Source organism: Thiohalorhabdus sp. (assembly GCF_036628635.1).
Taxonomy (GTDB): domain Bacteria; phylum Pseudomonadota; class Gammaproteobacteria; order Thiohalorhabdales; family Thiohalorhabdaceae; genus Thiohalorhabdus.
This window is the reverse complement of sequence record NZ_JAZKRM010000026.1, coordinates 12593-32025: the sequence shown is the minus strand read 5'-3', so window position 1 is coordinate 32025 and position 19433 is coordinate 12593. Positions and strand designations below refer to the sequence as shown.

At 66.7% G+C, this 19433-nt stretch carries 17 protein-coding genes and 2 pseudogenes; 9 read left to right on the top strand and 10 right to left on the bottom strand.

The window, feature by feature from the left end:
• From V5A19_RS09590 to V5A19_RS09580, 3 genes and pseudogenes are all read left to right on the top strand, one after another.
• Positions 1 to 959: pseudogene (locus tag V5A19_RS09590) on the top strand (dynamin family protein); the annotation flags it as partial.
• Between the two features lie 27 nt (positions 960 to 986).
• Complete coding sequence (locus tag V5A19_RS09585) at positions 987 to 1214, top strand: hypothetical protein (RefSeq protein ID WP_332319432.1); 228 nt, start codon at positions 987 to 989, stop codon at positions 1212 to 1214.
• A gap of 1 nt (position 1215) precedes the next feature.
• Positions 1216 to 3303 (top strand): ATP-binding protein, encoded by a 2088-nt coding sequence (locus tag V5A19_RS09580; RefSeq protein WP_332319431.1) that lies wholly within the window; start codon positions 1216 to 1218, stop codon positions 3301 to 3303.
• 160 nt (positions 3304 to 3463) lie between these two features.
• Here V5A19_RS09580 and V5A19_RS09575 read toward each other — a convergent pair whose 3' ends face one another.
• Both V5A19_RS09575 and V5A19_RS09570 read right to left on the bottom strand, forming a co-directional pair.
• On the bottom strand, positions 3464 to 4738 hold the full coding sequence (locus V5A19_RS09575) for an NAD(P)/FAD-dependent oxidoreductase (protein ID WP_332319430.1): 1275 nt from the start codon (positions 4736 to 4738) through the stop codon (positions 3464 to 3466).
• A gap of 222 nt (positions 4739 to 4960) precedes the next feature.
• On the bottom strand, positions 4961 to 5560 hold the full coding sequence (locus tag V5A19_RS09570) for a Tll0287-like domain-containing protein (protein ID WP_332319429.1): 600 nt from the start codon (positions 5558 to 5560) through the stop codon (positions 4961 to 4963).
• Between the two features lie 348 nt (positions 5561 to 5908).
• Here V5A19_RS09570 and V5A19_RS09565 point away from each other — a divergent pair, with 348 nt between their 5' ends.
• Positions 5909 to 7222, top strand: coding sequence for a sigma-54 interaction domain-containing protein (locus V5A19_RS09565; RefSeq protein WP_332319428.1), 1314 nt, complete (start codon positions 5909 to 5911; stop codon positions 7220 to 7222).
• Positions 7223 to 7646: 424 nt separating this feature from the next.
• Positions 7647 to 8636, top strand: a pseudogene (dusA, locus tag V5A19_RS09560) (tRNA dihydrouridine(20/20a) synthase DusA); the annotation flags it as partial.
• Here the strand turns inward: dusA and V5A19_RS09555 are convergent.
• On the bottom strand, positions 8633 to 9046 hold the full coding sequence (locus V5A19_RS09555; RefSeq protein WP_332319427.1) for a secondary thiamine-phosphate synthase enzyme YjbQ: 414 nt from the start codon (positions 9044 to 9046) through the stop codon (positions 8633 to 8635). The pseudogene dusA and the gene V5A19_RS09555 overlap by 4 nt on opposite strands.
• Before the next feature lie 151 nt (positions 9047 to 9197).
• Here V5A19_RS09555 and V5A19_RS09550 point away from each other — a divergent pair, with 151 nt between their 5' ends.
• The 4 genes from V5A19_RS09550 to V5A19_RS09535 are packed head-to-tail and all read left to right on the top strand — an operon-like array spanning position 9198 to position 12515.
• The gene (locus tag V5A19_RS09550) at positions 9198 to 10043 is read left to right on the top strand and encodes a UDP-2,3-diacylglucosamine diphosphatase (RefSeq protein ID WP_332319426.1); all 846 of its coding nucleotides are present in this window, start codon (positions 9198 to 9200) and stop codon (positions 10041 to 10043) included.
• Entirely contained in the window at positions 10034 to 11080 is a 1047-nt protein-coding gene (locus tag V5A19_RS09545) for a glycosyltransferase family 4 protein (protein ID WP_332319425.1), read from the top strand. The genes V5A19_RS09550 and V5A19_RS09545 overlap by 10 nt, the downstream gene beginning before the upstream one ends.
• A 2-nt stretch (positions 11081 to 11082) precedes the next feature.
• Positions 11083 to 12318, top strand: coding sequence for an NAD-dependent epimerase/dehydratase family protein (locus tag V5A19_RS09540; RefSeq protein ID WP_332319424.1), 1236 nt, complete (start codon positions 11083 to 11085; stop codon positions 12316 to 12318).
• A gap of 20 nt (positions 12319 to 12338) precedes the next feature.
• Entirely contained in the window at positions 12339 to 12515 is a 177-nt protein-coding gene (locus tag V5A19_RS09535; RefSeq protein WP_332319423.1) for a hypothetical protein, read from the top strand.
• Here V5A19_RS09535 and metX read toward each other — a convergent pair whose 3' ends face one another.
• From metX to V5A19_RS09500, 7 genes are all read right to left on the bottom strand, one after another.
• Positions 12516 to 13628 (bottom strand): homoserine O-acetyltransferase MetX, encoded by a 1113-nt coding sequence (gene metX, locus V5A19_RS09530; RefSeq protein WP_332327771.1) that lies wholly within the window; start codon positions 13626 to 13628, stop codon positions 12516 to 12518. It lies immediately after the preceding gene.
• A gap of 145 nt (positions 13629 to 13773) precedes the next feature.
• Positions 13774 to 14691: an ROK family protein gene (locus V5A19_RS09525; RefSeq protein ID WP_332319336.1), complete on the bottom strand. Its 918-nt coding sequence runs from the start codon at positions 14689 to 14691 to the stop codon at positions 13774 to 13776.
• A complete protein-coding gene (locus V5A19_RS09520) occupies positions 14688 to 15176 on the bottom strand; it encodes a putative molybdenum carrier protein (RefSeq protein WP_332319335.1) in 489 nt (162 codons plus the stop codon). Before V5A19_RS09520 ends, V5A19_RS09525 begins: the two co-directional genes overlap by 4 nt.
• Positions 15173 to 16297 carry an FIST signal transduction protein gene (locus V5A19_RS09515; protein WP_332319334.1) on the bottom strand — a complete coding sequence of 375 codons (1125 nt, stop codon included), beginning with the start codon at positions 16295 to 16297 and terminating at the stop codon, positions 15173 to 15175. Before V5A19_RS09515 ends, V5A19_RS09520 begins: the two co-directional genes overlap by 4 nt.
• Before the next feature lie 204 nt (positions 16298 to 16501).
• A complete protein-coding gene (locus V5A19_RS09510; protein ID WP_332319333.1) occupies positions 16502 to 17824 on the bottom strand; it encodes an OprO/OprP family phosphate-selective porin in 1323 nt (440 codons plus the stop codon).
• A 228-nt stretch (positions 17825 to 18052) separates the two neighbouring features.
• Complete coding sequence (locus V5A19_RS09505; RefSeq protein WP_332319332.1) at positions 18053 to 19021, bottom strand: hydrolase; 969 nt, start codon at positions 19019 to 19021, stop codon at positions 18053 to 18055.
• The gene (locus V5A19_RS09500; protein WP_332319331.1) at positions 19021 to 19401 is read right to left on the bottom strand and encodes a diacylglycerol kinase; all 381 of its coding nucleotides are present in this window, start codon (positions 19399 to 19401) and stop codon (positions 19021 to 19023) included. Before V5A19_RS09500 ends, V5A19_RS09505 begins: the two co-directional genes overlap by 1 nt.
• Positions 19402 to 19433: the final 32 nt, after the last annotated feature.

The following is a 19433-nucleotide window of genomic DNA, read 5'->3' as shown; positions in this document are numbered from 1 at the left end:
CCGTGCGCCACCGTGAATCCAGCAAATTCCTCTACATCCTGAACCAGATGGACGCCACCGCGGCCGAGGACAATCCCGAGGATGTGGTTTCCTCCTGGCAGCGGGCATTGGCTCAGGAGGGCCTCACCGCCGGCCGCTTCTATTGCATCTACAACCCCGAGTTCGCCACCCCCATCGCGGACGAGGCCCGTCGGCAGCGTTTCGAGAAAAAGCGGGATGTCGATCTCAACGAGATCCACGAACGCATGTACCGGGTAAGTGTGGAGCGCACCTACCGCATCGTCGGTGCCCTGGAAAAGACGGTTCAGGAAATCGAGCAGCAGCGGGTTCCGGCGATCGATCGGGCCCTCCGACAATGGGCTCGGGGGGTATGGCTCCGGGACGGGATAGCCCTCGGGGGCGTGGCAGCGGTTCTGATCGGCGGCTCGGTTTGGGCCGGCTACTGGCAGGGCCTGAGCTTCCAGCCCCCGCCGTGGCTGAACGTCATTGCGGGCAATACGGTCGGGGCCAGCCTTGCCGCTGCGGCTGTAGTGGCTCTAGGCATTTGGGGCCACTTCAGCAACCGCAGGCGCGCCGCCCGCCGGGTTATGCAGGGCATCGAGAGCCACTACGGCGGGGACAAACGGGTCCTGGATCAGGTCAAGGGGGCCTTCGCCCGCAGTACCCGCCCCTGGCGCTCGGCTATCCGCCCCCGCCCCGTCGGATGGGGGCGAGGCGCCCGCAAGGTCCTGCGCACCACCCTGGAGGGCACCGACCGTTTCATCCAGGATCTCAATGACCGCTTTACCAATCCCTCTGGTGCCGAATCCTCGGCTAGTGCCGCCGTTTCCCCGGAAGCCGAACCCCAGGAGGCGGCTTCTGCCGAGCGCGAGGAGACAGCCCCCGCTGAGCCCGAGAAGCCCTCTGTTCCGGACGAAGCGGGCGAGGACAAACTGAGAGCTCGGCCTTCGGATCAATGAGCGCCAGCAAGGCAAGGGGACTTCACCATGAGTCACGACGGCGACCCCATCGAAGCCGGTTCCGACGACGCCCAACCGACCAACGAAGACGCCCCGCAGGCGACCCGTCGGGATCCGGCGCAAGCCTTTGAGGCGTTCGCACAGACCGAACGGGAGCGAAGGCGCGAGCACCTGTCCGATTTCGACGGCGAGCTATTCGACGAGGCCGTCGAACTAGCCCGCCAACATCTCCAGGCGCACCTAAGGGAAGCCTAGCATGGTCATCACCCGCCTTGCCGCCGACAACTTCCTGAAATTCCGCCGCCTCGAGCTCGACGGCCTGCCCAGTCAGGGCCTGATCGGGGTTACGGGGCCCAACGAGTCGGGCAAAAGCAGCATCGGGGAGGCCCTTTGCTTCGGCCTGTTCGGACGGACCTTCGCCCTCGGCCCTGAGGCTCCCGACAAGCTCCTACACTGGGAGGAGCGGCAGTGCCAGGTGACCCTCGATTTCGAGGGCGGCGACGGCCGATCCTACCGAGTATCCAGGACCTTGGACGCCGACGGTGGCCAAGGGGCCAGCTTGACCTTGCTGGAAGACCCGGGGGTTAGCTTGGCCAAAGGGGTCGATCAGGTTGGGAACGCCATTCCCGGGATTTGCGGGTTCAGCTTCGATGAATTCCTGGAGTCGTTCTATTTCGCTCAGCGCGACTTGGTGCACGCCCATCCCCGCAGTGAGGCAGTGCAATCCATGGCCGGGGTCACCCCTTTGGTGGCAGCGGAAAAGGACCTTGAGAAGGCAACCGAGACACAAAAAGCCCAACAAAGTCGGGTCCGGGGGGACCTGGAGGAAACCCGGGAAAGGCTCGATGAGCTCCAGGTAGAAGAGGGGACCCTGGACCGGCTGCAGGGCCTGGAAAAGGACAGGCAAACCCTGGCCTATGATATCGATGAGGCCGCCAATGCCATGGATGGTGCCGACGAATGGTACCGGCGGAAGCGTCAGGCCTACGATCAAGCCCGACGCCTGCGTCTGTTCCTGGGACCGACGGCTGCCGTTATTCTCCTGGCCGGCGCCGCCGCGGGTGCCGGCTGGGCCTTGCTAACCTACTGGCCGGACCACCCCTACGCCGATCGCCTATTGCTGGAGCTGGAGGCTATCCCGCAGTGGGGTCATTTTGAGTCCTATCTGCCGTGGCTTGGCCCGGGGATCGCCGCGCTGGGAGTGGTGATTGGTATCGCCGGCAATGCATTCGCCCGCCGCAGCCGACGCCTCAAGCGGGCGGCTTCCACCTTGGGCAAGCGTGTGGTGCGGGCCCGGGAAAAACTGATCCCCGATGCCGAAAGCCTGAGTCACCGCCTGGACGAATTCATCGCCGCTACCGCCCTGGACGAGCACACCCGGCCTCAGGAACCGGCGGAGGCCGACCCCGAAACCTCAATATCCTCAGCCCAGGACGAACCTTCCGAGGAGGAGGCGGTAGAAACGACCCCTGGGGCGGACCTTCTTTATCGGCTTCCCGGGGACTTGGCCTACCTGGGGAACCGCATCACGGATTTCCGGGCCGATCCGGTCCGAGTGGGGGAAACGGTTTCCGCCCTACACGACGTCCTTGTCCGTGCCCAAAATGAGCTGGAGGGCCATCGCCAGCACCTGGAGCAGCGCATTGAGGACGAACGCGGCCGGCGGGCGGAGGCCGACCGCCTGCAGGTAGCCATCGAATCGAGCGAGGGAGAGCTGGCAGCGATAGAGCGGGAGCTGGCGGTGAAGAACCTGGCAGGGGAACTGCTGACGGAAACGGCCCGCAAGCTATCCAACCAGTTCAACCAGGAGGTGCGGGAGCTTACAAAGAAGGCCTTACCGGTACTGACCGACGGCCGCTACCAGCAGCTGCGCCTGGGCGAAGGGCTTGAGGCCGAAGTGTTCTCCCCGGAGAAGGGGGACTTCCTGGATTTCGACGAGCTTTCCAGCGGCACCCGCCGCCAGATTTTGCTGGCCCTGCGGTTGGCCCTTTCGAAAGAACTCGCCCGCTTGAGCGGCAACCAAACGAACTTCCTCTTCCTTGACGAGCCCTTCGCCTTTTTCGACCGCGAACGGGTAGTGGCCACGGTGAACGGACTGCCCCAGGTGGCTGAAGAGCTTTCTCAGCTCTGGCTTAGCGCCCAAGAGCTACCCGAGCCGGCCACCGTGGACCGGGAAGTCCCTTGCCTGGCCCAATCGGACCAGTTGGTCCAAACGTCCCCTGCTTCGAGGACGGCGGACCCGGTGGCGGCGGCCTCAGGCCTGGCCACTGCAACCACGGAGCCGACACAAGGCAATCAGAACAAGGATAGTGACAAGGACGACGAGCAAACCGGCGATGGTTAGGCTATCGGTTATCATGGCATCAAACCTAGGTTGAATATTAGCTTATAACTAATTTAAAAAATAGTTGTTAGAAACGCAAGAAACCGGTCCCCGTCTCTCCTAACGATTTGCCCCCCTGATAACATCCTAACCATCCTGCTAGCAGAGAGGGTTACCCCCCTTACTCCTTGAGGCGATTGATGCCCAGGGCCTTGAGCACGTATTTCTCGTACACCGGCTCGCTGGTGCCCTTCTTGACCTTGCGCAGGAAGTACTTCTCGAAGGCGATCTTGGCCCAGTGGACCCACTTGCCCTCCTTGAACCAGGAGACATTGCGCGGCGGGATCTGGGGCATGGCCACGAAGGCGGCGCCGGTATCCCCCAAATCCGCCAGGCAGATGGCGTTCCAGGTGGCCTTGGCGTCGGGGGTGCCACCGCTGAGCTCGGCTTGGATATTGTGGACGATGGCGGCCACCATGGACTCGATCATGTAGCCAGTCTTGGGCGTCCCGGTAGCCACGGGAGTGGCCTCCACCGGCGGTATGGCGAGGTTGACCCCGGCGGCAAAGATATTCGCGTAGGCCGGGCTGCGCTGGTAGTCGTCCACCTTGACGAAGCCCTTGGGGTTGCACAGGTCGGGCACCTCGGCGACCGGGTCCACGCCTAGGAACTGGGGCAGCATCATGGAATAGCTGAAGGGCAGCTCGTGCTCCTTCTTCACCTCGCCTTCCTCGTCGTGCTCCACCACGTGCATGGTGCCGTTTTCCACCTTGCTCACCGAGGCGTTGGTGATCCAGTTGATGTGGCGCTGGCGCATCTCGTGCTCGAGCATGCCCTTGGAGTCGCCCACACCGCCCAAGCCTAGATGCCCGATATAGGGCTCGCTGGTGACGAGGGTGATGGGCACCTGGTCCCGGATCCAACGCTGGGCCAGGTCGCGGTGGAGGATGGCGGCGAACTCGTAGGCGGGCCCGAAGCAGCTCGCCCCCTGGACGGCGCCGACGATGGCCGGCCCGGGGTTGTCGACGAACTGCCGGTAGGCCTCGTAGGCCTTGTCGGCGTGATCGATGGTGCACACCGATTGGGTGTAGCCGTTATCGGGGCCCAGCCCCTCGATGCCCTCGAAATTGAGCTTGGGCCCGGTGGCGAGCACCAGATAATCATACTCGACGGTCCCGCCGTCGGCGAGCTGGAGCTTATTCTGGTCCGCCTCGATCCTGGAGACCGGCTGGGCGATAAAGTGGATGCCCTTCTTCTCCACGTAGGGGCGAATGGGGAAGGTGATCGCTTCCCGATCGCGCCACCCCACCGCTGCCCAGGGGTTTGAGGGCACGAACTGGAAGTAATCCGTGGCATTGATGAGGGTAATCTCGTGCCCATTGCCGAGGGCCTCCCGCATCTCGTAGGCCGCGGGCATACCGCCGGTGCCGGCACCGAGGATAACGACGTGGGCCATGGTTGAACCTCGCTGGCTGGAAGCGCGCTAAGCGCTCCGCGGTGGGTTCTCTGTCCCCTCTGGCCGGAGGGGCGAGGAAACCTTGCGGGTACCGGCCCCCATCTTTCCGGCGCATACAAGGGCCGAGTTTTCAGCGTAAACCCGTCGGGCCTTCAGGATCATGATCAGGATCATTCCTGCCCATTGCGGGCCGGAGGCCAGTAGCCGCAAGTCAGCCGCGGACTACTCCAGAGGCTGCTTGATGCTGAAGGCCCCCCTTAGGTCGCCCACCTCGTAGCCGGTGGCCCGATCGTGGGGATAACGCTCGGCCAGCTTTTCCCGCACTGCCGGACTCAGCGCCTCCTTATCCCCGTGGCAGCTCATGCAGACCCCCTTTTGCGGGATAGCCTGCATGTACCGAAAGGACTTGCCGCCGGGCTCGGCCACCACCTCGCCCCGGCTCATCCCCTTGTAGGAGGCGCCGTCGGCGTGGCGCCCGCGGAACCGCTGCAGGGTTTCCTGCTCCCAGGCATCCGGCATGCCCAGCAAGGGATTGCGAACCTGGTCGGACACCCGGGTCACCCGCCACCCCTTCTCCCGGGACAGCCGCCCGGTAATCTCCGGTGCCCGCTCCACGCAGACCCCGATGCCTGCGCTGGGACCGCCTTCCTTCATGGCGGCCTTGAGCTCGCCACTTAGCTCGCTCATGAGGGCCTTCACCGCCTTGCGCGCCTCCGCTTCGCGGGATTCGGTCTCCCCGGCGAGGGCCGGGGTCCCCCCGACCAAGCAGCCGGCGAAGACCACTAGGGCCATTTTGAGGTCCCGCTTCTTGCTCGCAATCATGCTATCAACCTCCGGGATTCGGTGACGTCAGGGACAAGTGCTGGTGCTGTTGCCCAGGCCCGGGTGGCGCCAGAACGGGTAACCGCAGGCCGCCTTACCAATACCATCTAGACACGGCAGCCACCGGGGCACAAGACCGTCCCCCTCCACGCAACGGGCGTGCCAGATCCCAATCGGGGCTTCCGACACACTCCAAGGATCCAGCGATTGCAGCCCTTTGGGGCAACCCCGCCGGGGGACTGAGCCCTGTTGAACCTTCCTTGACTGGGACGCCGCACCGGCCGCAAGTGCAAAAATTGGCAGCTCCTGATATCATAAGCGCCCCTTCTGACACCGGAGCCTGAGACCATGCCATCGCTGCCCGAGGTTTCCGGCCTCCTCGACACCTACCGGGACCCCGCCATCCTCCTCGATCGGGGCTACCGGATCGTCGCCGCCAACCAGGCCTACGACGCTTTCTACGGCGGGGGCGCTCCGGTTCTGAATCGGCGGTGCTACGAGGTTTCCCACGGCTACCAGGTCCCCTGCGACCAAGCGGGCGAGGACTGCCCATTGAAGGGGAGCCTGGAGTCGGGGGGAGCCCAGCGACTGCTCCACGTGCACCACACCCCTGCCGGCCGTGAGCATGTGGACGTGGAAACTCGGCCGGTGCGCGACGAGACCGGGGAGATCGTCCTCTTCTTAGAGCTTCTACGTCCCGTGCGCTCGGCTACACCAGAGGGCACGAAAAGCGCCCTGGTGGGTAGCTCGCCGGCCTTCAACCACATGATCGAGCTAGTCCACCGGGTGGCACCAACGGAGGCCGCAGTCCTGCTCGAGGGGGAATCGGGCACAGGCAAGGAGCTGGTGGCGAAGGCGCTACACGAGGAAAGCCAACGGGCCGAAGGGCCGTTCGTTCCGGTGGAGTGCTCGGGCCTTACCGAGAGCCTGTTCGAGTCGGAGCTGTTCGGCCACGAGAAGGGCGCCTTCACGGGCGCCCACTACCGCAAGATGGGGCTGGTGGAGGCGGCCCGCGGCGGCACCCTGTTCCTCGACGAGGTGGGCGACATCCCCTTGCCGCTGCAAGTAAAGCTGCTGCGCCTGCTGGAAACCGGCACCTTCCGTGCGGTGGGCAGCGTCGAGGTGCGCCAGACCGACTTCCGGCTGGTCTGCGCCACCCACCAGGACCTTTCCGCCATGGTGGCGGATGGCCGCTTCCGGGAGGACCTGTACTACCGCCTCGCCACCTTTCCCATCCGCCTACCGGCGCTGCGGGAGCGAGGCAGCGATCTGCCAGTGCTCGCCCGGCGCCTGCTGGAGCGCTCTGCTCAGGGCCAGGGCAAGGCCCTCGGCGAAACCACCCTGGAACGGCTTAGCCGCTACCCCTTCCCCGGCAATATCCGGGAACTGCGCAATGTTCTGGAACGTGCGGCCATTCTGGCCGATGACGGCGACATTCGGCCCGAGCACCTGATGGGACTGGAGCGTGAGCAAGGCAGGGAGCTCGCAACCGGCCCCCTCCCAGCAGAGATCCTCCCCCTAGACGAGGTGACGGACCGCTACCTCCTATGGGCCGAGGCACGGGCCGAGGCCATGGACCGGGGCGAGCTGGCCCGCCGCCTGGGAGTCAGTGAGCGGACCTTATACCGGCGGCTGCGCCAGGCGCGAGGGCAAGGGGATTGATCGGCTAGGAGAGCCGGCAAATGCCGAATAGGACAGGGGGGCACTTTTTGCGCCAGATTTGGCAGTGTGGGCTGGGCCAAGCGTCCATCGCAGACCGCGCGCCAGCCCTAAGAACCGTTTAATTGACTGTTATAATTGAAGTGTTCTTTTAATCCGGTAAAGGCGGGACTGTGGCAAGGGACTTGCAGGGAGTGCTTGGGCGGGATGCCAGGCCCATTAGGGCGGGTACCCCTTCCTCGCCCTCGGCCGGACCGTGGCGGGCTTCCCTGTCCCGCCAACGGGCGCCGGTCTCTTGGTTCCGTCTGCCATGTCGGGAACCCCTTCCCCCCGCGCGGCACGGCGGGCGGAATCGGACCCGGGAACCCTTGCAGGGTTCGCCGGGTCTTTTTACGGTTAACGTTCCCATGCAACGGAATCTCGAACCACCATGCCCGACCGCACCTTGTCCGTCGCGCCCATGATGGACCGTACCGACCGCCATTACCGCTATCTGATGCGGCTGATGGCGCCGCAGACGCTGCTGTACACGGAGATGGTCACCACCGGGGCTCTGATCCATGGCGACGTGACCCGCCATCTGGATTTCAGTGCCGCGGAGCGCCCGGTGGCCCTGCAGCTGGGCGGCTGCGATCCCGACGAGCTGGCCCACGGCGCGCGGCTGGCCGAGGCCTGGGGCTATGACGAGGTCAACCTCAACTGCGGCTGTCCCTCGGACCGGGTCCAGAACGGCCGTTTCGGCGCCTGCCTGATGGCCGAGCCGGGCCTGGTCGCCCAAGGGGTGGCGGCCATGCGCGAGGCCACCGAGCTGCCGGTGACGGTCAAGCACCGCATCGGCATCGACCACGCCGACGACTACGCCCACCTGCAGGACTTCGTTGAGCGGGTAGCCACCGCCGGCTGCACCACCTTCATCGTGCATGCCCGCAAGGCCTGGCTGCACGGCCTGTCGCCCAAGGCCAACCGCAACAAGCCGCCCCTGCGCCACGAGCTGGCGCACCGGCTCAAGCGGGAACTGCCCCACCTCGAAATCGTTACCAACGGCGGCCTCACCGCGCCCGAGCACATCGAGGCCCAGCTTAGCCACCTGGACGGGGTCATGATCGGCCGCGCCGCCTACGACGACCCCTGGCTAATGGCCGACACCGAGCGCCGCTTTTTGGGCGGCAACGGGCAGACGGGGAACCGCCGGGCGGCAGTGGAGGCCTACATGGCCTACATGGCGCAGGAGCTGGAGCGCGGCACCCGGTTGCAGGCCATGGCCCGCCACCTGCTGGGGCTGTTCCAGGGGGTGCCGGGGGCCAAGGCCTGGCGCCGGCACATCTCCGAGAACGCGCCGCGCCAGGGCGCGGGGGTGGAGGTCATCGGCGAGGCCCTGGAGCGGGTGGCCCCGGAAGCGGAGCGGGCTTCGGCCTAGTCGGGCCGGTCGGGGAGAACGGTCACCACCACCGAGCGCCGCGCCCGGGGGCCGTCGAACTCGCACAGGAAGATACCCTGCCAGGTGGATAGGCCCAGGCGTCCCTCGATCAGCGGAACGGACTCGGAGGGGCCCACCAAGCCCGACTTGAGGTGGGAATCGCCGTTGCCGTCCTGGGCGTCGTGCTCCCAAACCCCGCGCGGGATGACCTCCTGCAGCAGCCGGACCACGTCCCTTGGGACGCTGTCGTCCCAGTTCTCCTGGATCATGATGCCAGCGGTGGCGCCCTGGACGTAGAGCGACGCCAGCCCGTCGGCCATCCCGCACTCGCGTACCGCCCCTGCGACCTGGGGCGTGATGTCCACCAGCTCCTCGCGGGCATTGGTGGGCACTTCCACAACCTGCCTCATGCTTGCTCACTCCTGCTGTCGTAAGCCGAAAGCCAAGGCTGTCAGCCCTTCCGGCCGTTTCTTTCCTGTAATCCGCGCGTCATCGAATCGTTAAAAGATTGTAACCCGGCTCCCGGATCCTCCCCCCAGATATCAGGCATGGAGGGGACCAATGGATCGCCAAAATCCCGGCTTCGTCTCGGCCACCGAAAAGCCACCGGGCCGTGCCGCAACTTCAGACACGCGCAGCGTTTTCATCTCCGATGTGCACCTGGGGACGCGCGGGGCCCAGACCGAGCGGCTGCTGGACTTCCTGCAGCGGATCGAGCCGGAAAACCTCTATCTGGTCGGCGACATCCTGGATTTCTGGAAGGGGCGCTCGGGCTGGTTCTGGCCCCGCATCAACAATCAGCTCGTGCAGACGGTGGTGGAGCTGGCCGCCAGCGGGACCCGCGTCGTCTTCATCCCGGGCAACCACGACGAGGTCCTGCGCGACTACGTCGGTTCCGAATTCAACGGCGTCGCTATCGAACGGGATGCCGTCCACGAGACCGCCGCTGGCGAGCGCTACTTGGTGATGCACGGCGACGAGGTCGACGCGGTGGTCCGGCACAACAAATGGGTGGCCTACCTGGGCGGCGAAGCCTACAACGGCCTGCTAGTGGTCAACCGTTGGTTCAACTATGTGCGCCGCCGCCTGGGCTTCCAATACTGGTCGCTATCCGCTTTCCTCAAGCACAAGGTCAAAAACGCGGCCAACTACATCGCCAGCTTCGAGCAGGCCGTGGCCTGGGAAGCCAAGGAGCGGGGTACCGACGGGGTCATCTGCGGCCACATCCACAAGGCCCAAATCACCCCTCTTCAGGGCATCACCTACGCCAACTGCGGTGATTGGGTGGAAAGCTGTACTGCCCTGGTGGAGCGTCCGGACGGCCGCCTGGAGATCGTCGACTGGTCCCAGCCGGAGGCCGACGTCGTCCCCATCGACCGGCACCAACAGGACCACAAATGCGCATAGCCATCGTGACCGACGCCTGGTGGCCTCAAATCAACGGGGTGGTGACCACCCTCGACCAGACCCGCCACGAGCTGGAAAGCATGGGCCACGAGGTGGCCATGATCACTCCGCAAGGGGCGCGCACAGTCGGCCTGCCGACTTATCCCGACATCCGCCTTACTTTACGGGCCGGGCGGCAAGTCAGACGGGCCCTGGATGCCTTGGAGCCCGATGCCATTCACATCGTCACCGAAGGCCCGCTGGGTCTGGCGGCCCGCCGGTACTGCCGGCGTCTCGACCTGCCCTTCACGACCTCTTTCCATACCCGCTTCCCCGAGTACATTCGGGAGCGCCTTGCCTTCGTCCCGCTCGCCTGGGGCTACGCCTTTCTGCGCTGGTTTCACCGGCCGGCGGCCCGAACCATGGTCACCAACGCCACCATGGCCAAAGAGCTGGCGCAACACGGCATGGGCGACCTGGTGCTGTGGAGCCGGGGGGTGGACACCGAGCTGTTCCGCCCCAGGTCAGAGGCGTATTGGGACTTGGCCCCACCGGTGTTCATGTACATGGGCCGAGTATCGGTGGAAAAGAACCTCGAGGCCTTCCTGCGGCTCCCGCTGCCGGGGACCAAGGTCGTGGTGGGCGATGGCCCGGCCCGCGCTCAGCTGGAAAGGGCCTACCCCGAGGCAGCGTTCACCGGCTTCAAGACGGGGGCCGATCTGGCGGCCCATCTGGCAAGCGCCGACGTCTTCGTCTTCCCCAGCCGCACCGACACCCTGGGCCTGGTGCTCTACGAGGCCATGGCCTGCGGGGTGCCGGTTGCCGCTTATCCGGTCCAGGGCCCGCGCAACGTCGTTACCCAAGGGGAAACCGGATTCCTGGACGAGGATCTGGGCCAGGCCGCCATGGACGCCGTGACCCTGGACCGCCGGTCCTGTCGACGCTTCGCGCTCGAGCATTCCTGGCGAAGGGCAACGCAAGAATTCCTGGGGCAATTGGCGCCCCGGGAGCCGGCCTGCGAGCCACTCGCTCTATCGCCCCCCAAAGAGGAAGGGTAATCATGCGCATCATCGTCATTGGCGGGGACGGCTTCTGCGGTTGGCCCACCGCTACGCACCTGTCGGCCCACGGCCACGAGGTCACCATCGTGGACAACCTGGCCCGGCGGGCCATCAGCGAGGAGTTGGATGCCCACTCACTGACTCCCATCCGCCCCCTCGGGACCCGCGTCCAGGCCTGGGAAGAAACCACTGGCCGGACCATTGCCTATCATTACCTGGACGCCGCCACTGATTACGACCAGCTGCGAGCCTTGCTGACCAGGCTACAGCCCGACGCCGTGGTCCATTTCGCCGAACAGCGGGCAGCGCCCTACTCCATGAAGAGCAGCGCTCACAAGCGCTACACCGTGGCCAACAACACCGCCGCCACCCACAACCTGCTGTGCGCCCTGGTGGAGGCTGAGGTGGACAGCCATTTGGTCCACCTCGGCACCATGGGCGTCTACGGCTACACCACCACCGCCGCCCCCTTGCCGGAGGGCTATCTCACCGTCCAGATCCCCGGGCCCGAAGGTGAGACCGAGGAGCGCGAGATCCTTTACCCCGCGAATCCCGGAAGCATCTACCACCTCACCAAGACCCAGGACCAGCTCGCCTTCCAGTTCTATAACGCCAACGACGGGCTCCGCATCACCGATCTCCATCAGGGTATCGTGTGGGGAACGCAGACGGAGGAAACCCATCTGGACGGCCGGCTGATCAACCGCTTCGACTACGATGGCGATTTCGGCACCGTGCTCAACCGGTTCCTGATGCAGGCAGGGGTCGGCCACCCATTGACGGTACACGGTTCCGGCGGTCAGACCCGGGCCTTCATCCACATCCGGGACACCGTGCGCTGCATCCGTCTCGCCATTGAGACCCCCCCGGAAGCGGCCGAGGGCGTGCGCATCTTCAACCAGGCGACAGAGACCGGCCGCATCCGCGATCTGGCCCAAAAGGTCTCAAAGCTCACCGGGGCAACCATCGATTTCCAGGCCAACCCACGCAAGGAGGCAGCCGAGAACGAGCTGCGCATGCGCAACGAGGGCCTGCGCACCCTGGGCTGGGAGCCCATCACGCTCGACAACGGTCTAATGGAAGAGGTTCGGGCCATCGCCGAGCGTTACGCCCACCGGTGCGACCTCAGCAAGATTCCGGCCCACTCGTTCTGGACCCGACCGAAGCCGACGGAGGAAGAGGCTGCGGCGGACCCAACGGCAGTCCCCTTCACCCACCCGGCCCAGGCCGGCTAACCCTGCGGCAGGAGCCAACCATGGCCAAGGAGAAGGAACGCAGCGCGGAGGAGGGCTTGTTTCTGGCCGTGGCCGCGGCCCGCGGGATTCCCAGGCAGTCGCAGCAGCCTGAGCCCTGCGAAGAGCGGCCCGGGGCAACCGGGGAGGAGCCGATTCGGTGGAAAGGCCGGCTTTTCCGGCGTCGGCGCGACGAGTGACTACGTCCCCGGCTCGGAGAAGAACTCGGCGACCACCGGAATGAACCGGGTCTTGTCCACCAGGAAGGAATCGTGGCCCTGGATGGATTCCATGGGCATGTAGTGGGCGCTGATGCCGTTGGCCTTGAGGCCCTCGGCGATCTCCTGCTGCTGCCACAGCGGATACAGGAAATCCGTCTCCACCCCCAGCACCAGGGCCCGGCGAGCCTTGATCCGGGCCATGGCGGTGACCGGATCGCCGTCGCCGGCGTGCTCGCCCAGATCGAACAGGTCCATGACCCGGGACAGGTAAAGATAGGTGTTGGCGTCGCACACCTTGATGAACTTGAGGGCGTTGGCCTCTAGGTAGGACTCCACCTGGAACTCGATGTCGAAGGGCTCGGTGCCGGGCTCGTCCATCCACTCCACACGGGTCCGGCCGAAGCGATGCTGCCACTCCTGCGGCGAGCGGTACGACATAAGGCCCATCTTGCGCGCCAGCCGCATGCCCTCCTGGGGCTGCTCGCCCTCGCGGTAATAGCCCCCGGCCCAGGCCGGGTCGGTCTTGATGCAGTCGCGCTGCAGCGAGCGGATGGCGATGGCGAAAGGCGTAGCGCGGGTGGCGGCCGAGATGATGACTAGCTCGTCCACCTCGTCGGGGAACTCCACGGCGTAGCTCAGCGCCGACATGCCGCCCAGGGATGCGCCCACCGCGGCATGGATGCGCGAAATGCCCATCTGGCGAAGGGCCTCGCGCTGGCTGCGGGCGATGTCTTCCACCGACAGCTCCGGGAAGTCCAGCCGGTAGGGCTGGCCCGTCTCCGGGTTCACCGAGGCCGGCCCCGTGGAACCGAAGCAGCTTCCCAGATTGTTAAAGCAGATAACGAAATACCGGCTGGTGTCGATGGCGCGCCCGGGGCCGATCATGAACTCCCACCAGCCCCGGGAGGGATCCTCGAGGGAGGAGGCGGCATGGGCGCTCGGGGACATGCCGGTGAACAGCAAAACGACGTTGTCCCGGTCCCGGGACAGCTCGCCCCAGGTCTCGTAGGCGAGGGTCGCCTCGGGCAGGGCAACGCCCCGGTAGAGGGGAAAGGGGCCATCGAGGTGGATGTATTTGGTAGCGCCGGACATGGGGATTGGCTCTCTGGGCGAATCGAATGGGGTCGGGCGGGGACACCCCGGCCAACAATTCTCGCAGATCTGGGCTGGGTTGGGTAAGGCCGGGGCGAGGACGGCGGAGCCGGATGGGGCCAATCGCTTGATCAGCCGCCAGGCGTCAGGGGGATTCGGCAGGCCACAGCCAAGCGGCCCCACGCACTCCGCTGGAATCGCCGTGCGCCGGCGCCAGCAAGCGGGTGGCCACACGGTCGGAGAAGACGAAGGCGTCCCAGCGCAGCGGGACTTGCCGGTAGAGGTCGGCGATGTTGCCCATGCCGCCGCCGAGGACGATAACCTCGGGATCCAGCAGGTTGATGATGTGGGCCAGCGCGCGGGCCATGCGGTGGACGTAGCGATCCAGGGTGGCCCGGCATTGGGGATCGCCCTCCCCCGCCCGGACCGCAATGGCTTCGGGGGCCAGCTCGTCGCCAGTGGCGCGGCGATGATCGGCCGCCATGCCCGGTCCGGCCAGGAAGGTCTCGATGCAGCCGCGGCGGCCGCAGTAGCATTCCGGGCCGGGCGCCTCGTCGCCGGTGGGCCACGGCAGGGGGTTGTGCCCCCACTCGCCGGCGATGGCATTGGCGCCGGTCAGCACCCGCCCGTCCACCACGATCCCGGCGCCGGTACCGGTGCCGACGATGACCCCGAAGACCGGGCTCATCCCGGCGCCGGCACCGTCGACCGACTCGGATAGGGCAAAGCAGTTGGCGTCGTTGGCCACCCTCACCGGGCGATCCAGGCGGCGGCCCAGGTCCCGGTCCAGGGGCCGGCCGATCAGCCAGGTGGAGTTGGCGTTCTTGACCAGGCCCGTGGCGGGAGAGATGGCCCCGGGCATGGCCACGCCCAGCGAGCAGCCCGAGGTGCCCAGCTCGGCCTCCGTGGCCTCCACCAGCCCGGCAACGGTCTCCAAGGTGGCGGCATAGTCGCCGCGCGGGCTTTCCACCCGGCGGCGCAGGACCTCGCCGCCCTTCGGTTCCAGGGCGGCGATCTCGATCTTGGTACCGCCCAGGTCCACCCCCAGACGAAGGGCGCTCAACCCGTCTCGACTCCGCTACCGGTAAAAACCTGCTCCAAAAAGGCCCGGGCCGTTTCGTAGACGGGCGGGGCCTTGGTGGCACGAGGCCCGGCCACGTTGAGCACGCGCGCCGCCTCGTCCCGGAGCCAGGCGCGCACCGCCTCCGGATCGGGATTGTCATCCAGCTCCACCAGCCGGTAGCGACGGTCCTCGCCCTCCAGGAAGCGAACCGTGAGGGCCGTGCCGCCCTCCAGCGGGCCCCAGGCGAGCACCAGGGTGGCGTCCGCCTCGCGGATATTCCACATGGTGCGCTGCTCGTAGCCGGGCTCGGGGGTCTCGGTCAGGGGATAGGCGGGATCGATGGGGCCGTCCTCGGCGCGACGCTCGGCGGGGCACCAACCGCCGATGGCCAGCCCGGACACCCGGGCGGCGTCCAGCGCCGCGCGGTCCACCCCGGTCTGACCACCGGAGATGACCTTCTGCAGGGGCAGACCGGGAAGAGTCACGGGAACAGGACCAGGACGCCGGTGTAGCCGTAGAGACGATCCCTGGCGATCTCGCCGTTGCAATAGAACCCGGCCAGTGGGATGTCGCCCAGCTCCTCGCGGACCAGGCGCAGCTCGTTGGAGTCCTCGCCGAACAGCGAATCGCCCCGACCCAGGCAGGAGAAGTACAGCCCACCCCGAGCGTCGCCGCCGGCCCGTTCCAGGGTCTCGCGGGCCATGCGCTGCAGGTCGTCGCGGGCGGTATTGCCGTCTCGGCGGCAGAACATCACCTCGCCGCCGCTGGCCACCTCGTCACCGATGCCTACCACCTGCTTGTCGGTGTTCACGCCCATGACGTTGCGCACCAGGTAATCGCCGCTGTCCGGCCCGCCCTGGGGCAGGCCGGCGAAGATGTAGCCGGCCGCCCGGTCCAGATCGCGCGCCAGCAGCTCGCCGATGTCCTCGTAGAACACCTCCAGGGCCGGGCGTCCGTCAAGGCCGATGAGGGCATTGCCATCGGCCTGGGTGATGCGCCGGCGCGGCCCGATGGGCGTGCAGCCCTGGGTCAGGCCGCTGACCATGGGCACCTCCCCGGAAAGCAGGACACCGGACAACCCACCCTCGGTGACGCCGCCGGCTACCTGAGGATGGGCGCGCTTGAGGGTGGAAGTGATGCCGCCCGCCAGGAAGCCGTCCGGCAGCTCGGCGGCCAGGTTCTCGATCAGGTGGTCGGCAACGGCCGCATTGCGGGGGTCGCCGTGGACCACCGCCCGCACCGTTTCCCGGCCCTGGTACCAGCCGCCCAGCTCGGCGCGCAGATCGGCCACGCCGTCCTCGATGGTCGGCATAAGGCGCACGGCGTCGGCCGGGAAGGCCCCGACCAGGACCGCGATTCCGGGAACCATGTGGTACTCCACGCCGCTGGCGCAGATGCCGGCACCGATGGTGCCTACCCACTGCGTCACCCCGGTCCAGGCCCGGAGGTATTCGGCAATGGCACCGAGCTCGTCGGCCCATTCGTCGGTGGCGTAGACGAAGCCCAGATTGGCCTCGGCGGGCACCTCGCCCAGCTGCGAAAGCACCGAATCGGCGGCGTCGCGCCACAGCGGGCCGCCCGCGTGGCCGGTCAGAAAGCGCTGCATCACTGCGAATCCTTGTGTATCCGGCAGGGAGGGATCGGTTCGTCTTGTCGGAGGCTCTATTGTGGCACCGCCACCCGGCGCCAGCCACCCGGCCCGTCTCCAGAGCGCAAAAAACCCCGGGGCGGACCCCGGGGTGCAACCCCACACCGTCAAGAGGGAGGAGGGTATTGCGGTTGCTTGGCGCGGCGCGAAAACCTCGGCCGCCTAGAAGTCCACCTGGAACCGGCTGGTGACGTACTGGGCATCGCCCAGCTTGTCCTGGTCGGCGTCCACGTAGTTGAGCATCCACTTGCTGTGGGCGGTGGGGTACCAGTTGAGGCCCAGGGTGGTTACGTCGGTCTCACCCACTGCTTCTTCGCGAGAGGCGCTGGTGAGGCCGGGGGTAAAGTTAGTGCTCGGATCAGCCGCACCGCTCAGATCCAGAGTGGAGAAGCGGGCCACCACCTCCCAGGCGCCGGTGCCCCGGCCCCAGCCGGTCAAGGGATTGGCGGGCTTGATGCGCCCGAAATCGCCGTCGCCCTTGTCGTACGGCCGGGTCTCGCCGGTGATGAGCCAGCCCGCCTGGACGTAACTACTGGTCAGATCATCGGGGTCGGAGCCGCTGTTCGTGTCCACATCCATCTGGGCCCACTCGGCCTGGCCGTGCACCGGACCGGCCACGCCGGCCACCTCGGCGACGACGGTCTGGGAATCATCCACGCTGTTCAGCGTCCCCGCCACGAAATCGTTGGTCTTGTGGACCTCCGGCTCCAGACCAATGCCCAGCGAGTCACCGTTATTACTGGTGCTCTGGCGGGCGCCCACGCCCAGATGCAGGACCTGACGGCCATCGTTGGCGTAGAACACCGGCGAGGTGATCCTGCCGGTGATGTTGTAGCTCTGGCCCTTATCTGGGTCATTCGTTTCCTTGTCCGAGCCGTCGAAGTCGGCCTTGAAGGCACCGACGCTGATGTTCAGGCGCTCATCGAGGTAGCTGTCGCTGAGCTGGATTCCGGCGCTGCGGCCATTGGAGAAGAAGTCGGTCAGCATGGTCCGCGACATCAGGGAGATGTACTTGCTCGAGGTCAGCTCCTGGAGGCTGATGGGCTCCTTGAAGTGACCGATCTTGATGTCCGGCCACGGACCGAGGTCGTGGGCCTTGATGTACACCGACTTGGCATCAACCGTACTCCCCGCCAAGCCCAGCTGCACCTTGTAGGCGATGTTCGCCGCCACCGAGCCCTCGGCGTACAGACGCAGGCGGCGGAACTCGGAGCCCTCCTCCAGCTTGTTGCCCGGACCAGCGACGGCATCGGCCAGGTCATCGTCGCTGTCGCTCCGGAAGGTCTCGTCGTACATGATCCGGCCGCCGAACTCGTCGACGTATTTGTTCCAGGGCTGCTGGTCGCCCTCGGCTTCCTCGAGCCGGTTCTCAAGCGCCCCGACCCGCTCCTCCAGCGAGCCATTGGCCGCCTGGGCCGTGGCACACAAGCCGCAGCCCGCGGTCGCCAGCAGCAGCGGGGTAACCAGATTCTTTTTGGCGCCCATTGGAATCCTCCAGTGTTGTGGGTCGCTGAAGACCGGACGCCGGGACCAAGGTTGATGGATCGGCGCCCCGGCGCGTTACTGGAGGAGATCCTAGGGGCCGAAAATGACAAACGATTTACGTTTTGATGACCGTTTTGTGACAGGCAGGCTTTTTTCGGTGCACGCCCAGGCCGCTGCCTTGCCAGGGTGGCCGCGTTCGGCGCAGTTCGGTCCCGCCGGCGACGGCAATCAGACGCCGGCCAGCTCCGCCTCCAGGAAGCGGGGTATGGCTTGCTCGAGCCAGTAGCGGGCCCGGCCCGGCACGGCCCCGCCGACGAACCCCACGTGCCCCCCGTGGACATGGAGATCCAAACGGACCCTCCGGGAGACCTCGCCCGGATCGGGGACGGCATCGGGGGTGGTGAAGGGATCGTCGAGGGCGTGGATGACGGCGGTGGGCACGTCAATCGTGCCCAGGAAGGGGCGGCTGCTGCAGCGGGCGTAATAGTCGTCGGCGCCGGCATAGCCGTGCACGGGACCGGTGAAGCGGTCGTCGAAATCGCGGAAGCTGTCCAGGCCGTCAAGCTCCGCCAGGGGCACGGGGCAGGCCTCGGGCCGATCGCGGTACTTGCCCCGGATGGCCCGGCGCAGGGCCCCAAGCAGATGGCGCTGGTACAGCCGGGACAGGCCGTGCTCCAGCCGGTCGGCGGCCCGGTCCAAGCGGAAGGGCGGCGACACCGCCACGGCGGCGGTTAGGGGATTGTCGGCCCCGGTCTCGCCCAGCCACTTGAGCAGGATATTGCCGCCCAGGGAGTACCCCACCACTGCCAGCTGGGCCTCGGGATGGGTGCGGCGGAGGTGGGCGATCACCGCTGCCAAATCCCCGGTATCGCCCCCGGTGTACCGGCGGTGGCTGCGGTTGGGCTCGCCGCTGCAGCCGCGTTGATACATGAGCACCGGCCGCATACCCCGCCCCGCCAGGGCCTGCATGAGGCCCCCCGGGTAGTGGGACTCCCGGCCGCCTTCCAGACCGTGCAGCAGGAGGACGACGGGGCCCTGGGCAGGGGCCGCGACCGCCCAATCCAGGTCCAGGAAATCGCCGTCGGCCAGCTCCAGGCGCTCGCGCCGCATGGCCACCGACGGCGGGCGTCGCAGCAGGGCCGGCCACAGCGTCTGAAGGTGGCCGCCGGGCAGCCACCAGGCGGGCCGGAACGCCATCAGAACCGGGCCAGCAGGTTGGGCAGGGCGATGAGCCCCCAGATCACGCCGAGGTGGACCAGGGCGGCCAGCACCGCCGCCGAGCCCAGGTCCTTGGCCCGGCCGGCCAGAGGATGGAATTCTTCGCCGATCCGGTCCACGGCCGCCTCCAGGCCCGAGTTCACCAGCTCGGTAAGCAGCAGCAGGATCAGGCTCCCAATAAGAAGCGCGTGCTCCACGCCACGCTCGCCCAGCCAAAGGGCAATCGGGAGGAGCACCACCACCAGGGCCACTTCCTCCCGGAATGCCGCCTCATTACGCATTGCCCAGCGCAGACCGCTCCAGGAATTACCTAGAGCCCGGATCACGTGGGCGATACCCCCATTGCCCTTTTCGGTCACGGTTCCGTCCCCTCCCCTTGGACACGGCCCAT

Bases quoted from the DNA above. Each gene is read 5' to 3' on its own strand.
- V5A19_RS09555 (WP_332319427.1), bottom strand. From the start codon at position 9,046: ATGAGGCAGGTTGTGGAAGTGCCCACCAATGCCCGCGAGGAGCTGGTG.
- V5A19_RS09575 (WP_332319430.1), bottom strand. From the start codon at position 4,738: ATGGCCCACGTCGTTATCCTCGGTGCCGGCACCGGCGGTATGCCCGCG.
- V5A19_RS09545 (WP_332319425.1), top strand. From the start codon at position 10,034: ATGCGCATAGCCATCGTGACCGACGCCTGGTGGCCTCAAATCAACGGG.
- V5A19_RS09550 (WP_332319426.1), top strand. From the start codon at position 9,198: ATGGATCGCCAAAATCCCGGCTTCGTCTCGGCCACCGAAAAGCCACCG.
- metX (WP_332327771.1), bottom strand. From the start codon at position 13,628: ATGTCCGGCGCTACCAAATACATCCACCTCGATGGCCCCTTTCCCCTC.
- V5A19_RS09565 (WP_332319428.1), top strand. From the start codon at position 5,909: ATGCCATCGCTGCCCGAGGTTTCCGGCCTCCTCGACACCTACCGGGAC.
- V5A19_RS09585 (WP_332319432.1), top strand. From the start codon at position 987: ATGAGTCACGACGGCGACCCCATCGAAGCCGGTTCCGACGACGCCCAA.
- V5A19_RS09535 (WP_332319423.1), top strand. From the start codon at position 12,339: ATGGCCAAGGAGAAGGAACGCAGCGCGGAGGAGGGCTTGTTTCTGGCC.
- V5A19_RS09570 (WP_332319429.1), bottom strand. From the start codon at position 5,560: ATGATTGCGAGCAAGAAGCGGGACCTCAAAATGGCCCTAGTGGTCTTC.
- V5A19_RS09515 (WP_332319334.1), bottom strand. From the start codon at position 16,297: ATGCAGCGCTTTCTGACCGGCCACGCGGGCGGCCCGCTGTGGCGCGAC.
- V5A19_RS09580 (WP_332319431.1), top strand. From the start codon at position 1,216: ATGGTCATCACCCGCCTTGCCGCCGACAACTTCCTGAAATTCCGCCGC.
- V5A19_RS09510 (WP_332319333.1), bottom strand. From the start codon at position 17,824: ATGGGCGCCAAAAAGAATCTGGTTACCCCGCTGCTGCTGGCGACCGCG.
- V5A19_RS09505 (WP_332319332.1), bottom strand. From the start codon at position 19,021: ATGGCGTTCCGGCCCGCCTGGTGGCTGCCCGGCGGCCACCTTCAGACG.
- V5A19_RS09540 (WP_332319424.1), top strand. From the start codon at position 11,083: ATGCGCATCATCGTCATTGGCGGGGACGGCTTCTGCGGTTGGCCCACC.